This window comes from Streptomyces muensis, from assembly GCF_021474425.1.
GTDB classification, from domain to species: domain Bacteria; phylum Actinomycetota; class Actinomycetes; order Streptomycetales; family Streptomycetaceae; genus Streptomyces; species Streptomyces muensis.
This window is the reverse complement of the sequence record NZ_JAKEIP010000502.1, coordinates 1-2,776: the sequence shown is the minus strand read 5'-3', so window position 1 is coordinate 2,776 and position 2,776 is coordinate 1. Positions and strand designations below refer to the sequence as shown.

The 2,776-nt window shown below is 72.9% G+C and carries 2 protein-coding genes and 2 pseudogenes; 2 read left to right on the top strand and 2 right to left on the bottom strand.

What is annotated here, in order from left to right; all coding sequences use genetic code 11:
* Positions 1-227 (bottom strand): annotated as a pseudogene (locus tag L0P92_RS43710) (DUF4190 domain-containing protein); the annotation flags it as partial.
* Positions 228-355: 128 nt separating this feature from the next.
* Between L0P92_RS43710 and L0P92_RS43705 the strand changes: the two are divergent.
* Positions 356-1,477, top strand: coding sequence for an adenosine deaminase (locus L0P92_RS43705; protein WP_234768690.1), 1,122 nt, complete (start codon positions 356-358; stop codon positions 1,475-1,477).
* A 46-nt stretch (positions 1,478-1,523) separates the two neighbouring features.
* Complete coding sequence (locus L0P92_RS43700) at positions 1,524-2,246, top strand: glycerophosphodiester phosphodiesterase (protein ID WP_234768689.1); 723 nt, start codon at positions 1,524-1,526, stop codon at positions 2,244-2,246.
* Here the strand turns inward: L0P92_RS43700 and L0P92_RS43695 are convergent.
* Positions 2,191-2,776 (bottom strand): annotated as a pseudogene (locus L0P92_RS43695) (sigma-70 family RNA polymerase sigma factor); the annotation flags it as partial. The gene L0P92_RS43700 and the pseudogene L0P92_RS43695 overlap by 56 nt on opposite strands.

Here is a 2,776-nt window from a genome sequence, read left to right as displayed (position 1 = left end):
GGCGGAGGGTAGGCGTAACCCGCGGCGGGGTCCGCCGGGGCCGTGCCGTCGGGCGCGGCGAAACCCTCGGACGGCATCGACGTGACCGTGGCCTGGTCGTGGACGGACGGCGGCTGCGCGGCGGCACCGGGCGCCGGCTTCTTGTCCAGCGACGGCCGGTTCTCGGGCGGTGCCCACGGATCGTGCTCCCCCCCGGTCTCCCCGCCGGGCTGCGCTGTGTCCGTCATGTCATGTCCCCCCTGATGTTCGTGCCGCCATGCTACGGCCTCCCCGGCGGCGCTCCGATGGCCGGTATCCGACCGTGCGCACCCGCGCGCGTCCTCGCTGCATACGATGGCACCCATCCGATCAGCCGATCACCCGCGTCCCGCCGCTCACGCAGCCGGCCACCGGACGCCGTTCCCGGGGAGGAACCTTGACCGACCGTCTCGTCGACGCCCGCGTCCCGCGCGATCTGCACGCCTTCATCGCCGGACTGCCCAAGGCCGAACTGCACGTGCACCACGTCGGCTCCGCCTCCCCCCGTATCGTCTCGGCCCTGGCGGCCCGCCACCCCGACTCCAAGGTCCCCACCGACCCCGAGGCCCTGGTCGACTACTTCACGTTCACGGACTTCGCCCACTTCATCGACGTGTACCTGTCCGTCGTGGACCTGATCCGCACGCCGGAGGACGTACGGCTGCTCACCTACGAGGTGGCCCGCGACCTGGCCCGGCAGCAGGTGCGCTACGCCGAGCTGACCATCACCCCGTTCTCCTCGACCCGCCGCGGTATCGAGGCCGGCGCGTTCATGGCGGCGATCGAGGACGCCCGCAAGGCGGCCGAGGCGGAGTTCGGGACCGTGCTGCGCTGGTGCTTCGACATCCCGGGCGAGGCCGGTCTCGAGGCCGCCGAGGAGACGGCGCTGCTCGCCACCGACGACCGGGTACGGCCGGAGGGGCTGGTCTCCTTCGGGCTCGGCGGGCCCGAGATCGGCGTACCGCGGCCCCAGTTCAAGCCGTACTTCGACCGGGCCATCGCCGCCGGACTGCACTCCGTGCCGCACGCCGGTGAGACCACCGGCCCCGAGACCGTCTGGGACGCCCTGACCCATCTGCGCGCCGAGCGCATCGGACACGGCACCAGTTCCGCCCGGGACCCGAAGCTGCTCGCGCACCTCGCCGAGCACCGCATCCCGCTGGAGGTGTGCCCGACCTCCAACATCGCCACGCGCGCGGTCCGCACGATCGACGAGCACCCGATCAAGGAGTTCGCGAAGGCGGGGGTCGTCGTCACTATCAACTCCGACGACCCGCCGATGTTCGGCACCGACCTCAACAACGAGTACGCCGTCGCCGCCCGCCTCCTCGACCTCGACGAGCGGGGCCTGGCCGACCTCGCCAAGAACGCCGTCGACGCGTCCTTCCTCGACGAGCCCGGCAAGGCCAGGATCGCCGCAGAGATCGACACGTACACCGCGGACTGGCTCGCCCCCTGAGCCCACCGTCCCGCGCCCGCCCCTCCGTCCCCACCACAATGGCCTCATGCAGAACGTGACCGCCGTCGCCCACCGCGGCGACCCCTACCGCGTCCGCGAGAACACCCTCGACTCCCTGCGCTCCGCGCTTGAACGGGGCGCGGACGCGGTGGAGATCGACGTACGCCTCACCAAGGACGGCGTGCCGGTGCTCCTGCACGACGACACCCTGAAGCGGCTGTGGGAGCAGGACCGGCCGCTGCTCGCGCTGTCGTCGGCGGAGGTGCGGGGGCTGACGGCGGGCGGGGTGCCGACGCTGGAGGAGGCGCTGGCGGCGTGCGGCGACAGCCGGGTGATGGTCGATCTGCCGGGCACGCCGAACGTCCGGGCGGCGCGCCGGGTCGTGGACGTCGTGCGCGCGTGCGGGGCGCAGGACCGCGTCTACTACTGCGCGGGCGCCGCCGCCATGCTCGCCGTGCGGGCCGCCGACCCGGCCGCTGAGATCGCCCTGACCTGGACGACGGCGGCCCCGCCGCGCGCCGGTCTGCTCGAAGCGGTCCGGCCGCGCTGGCTCAACTACCGCTTCGGCCTGGTCGACCACGCCGTCGCCGAACGCGTCCACCGCGCCGGCTATCTCCTGTCCGTGTGGACCCCGGACACCCGGCGCTCGATGCGCCGTCTGCTGGACCTCGGCGTCGACTCGATCACGACGAACCGCGTCGACGTCCTGCTCGCTACACGCGGGACTTCTGAGGCACGGTCGCCGCGTCCGCGGGCGTCGCGCGCGTGAGGTACTGCGGGACCGGGGTGTCGTCCTTGCCGGTGTCGCGGACGAGGCCGTAGCGGATTGCGCCGTCGGGCGGCCCCTGGTTGATGTCCTCGTCGACCTCGGCCCAGTCCGACGGGAAGACGCTGAGGCCGTAGTCGGCACCGCGTTCGTTCTGGGTGAGGGTGACGCTCCCGTCGAGGTAGAAGTACTCGTTCTGCCACATCTGCTGGGTGCCGGGCGGCGGGACGGCGTAGCCGGTGGTCTCGTTGCCCATGCCGGTGGCGGAGGGGTCGGTCTCGCTGACCCGGTCGTCCATACGGCGGCCGCCGCCGGAGGCCACATGGAACAGCTCGCCCTTCAGGCCGGTCCAGGCCGGCATGACGAGGCTGCCCGCCCGGTACTGCGGCGAGATCTGCCAGCGGACGAGGACATAGCCCTGCCCGGTGAGCGTGACGCTGTCGCCGCGGTGGTTCATCACGGCGTGGCGGCCGCCGGTGCTGGTGATGCCGGACTCGGGGCGGCGGGGCAGGGCGGCGGGCTCGGCGTTCGGG

What these genes read in the sequence shown, in the direction of transcription:
- L0P92_RS43700 (WP_234768689.1), top strand. Translation starts at nt 1,524, where the DNA reads ATGCAGAACGTGACCGCCGTCGCCCACCGCGGCGACCCCTACCGCGTC.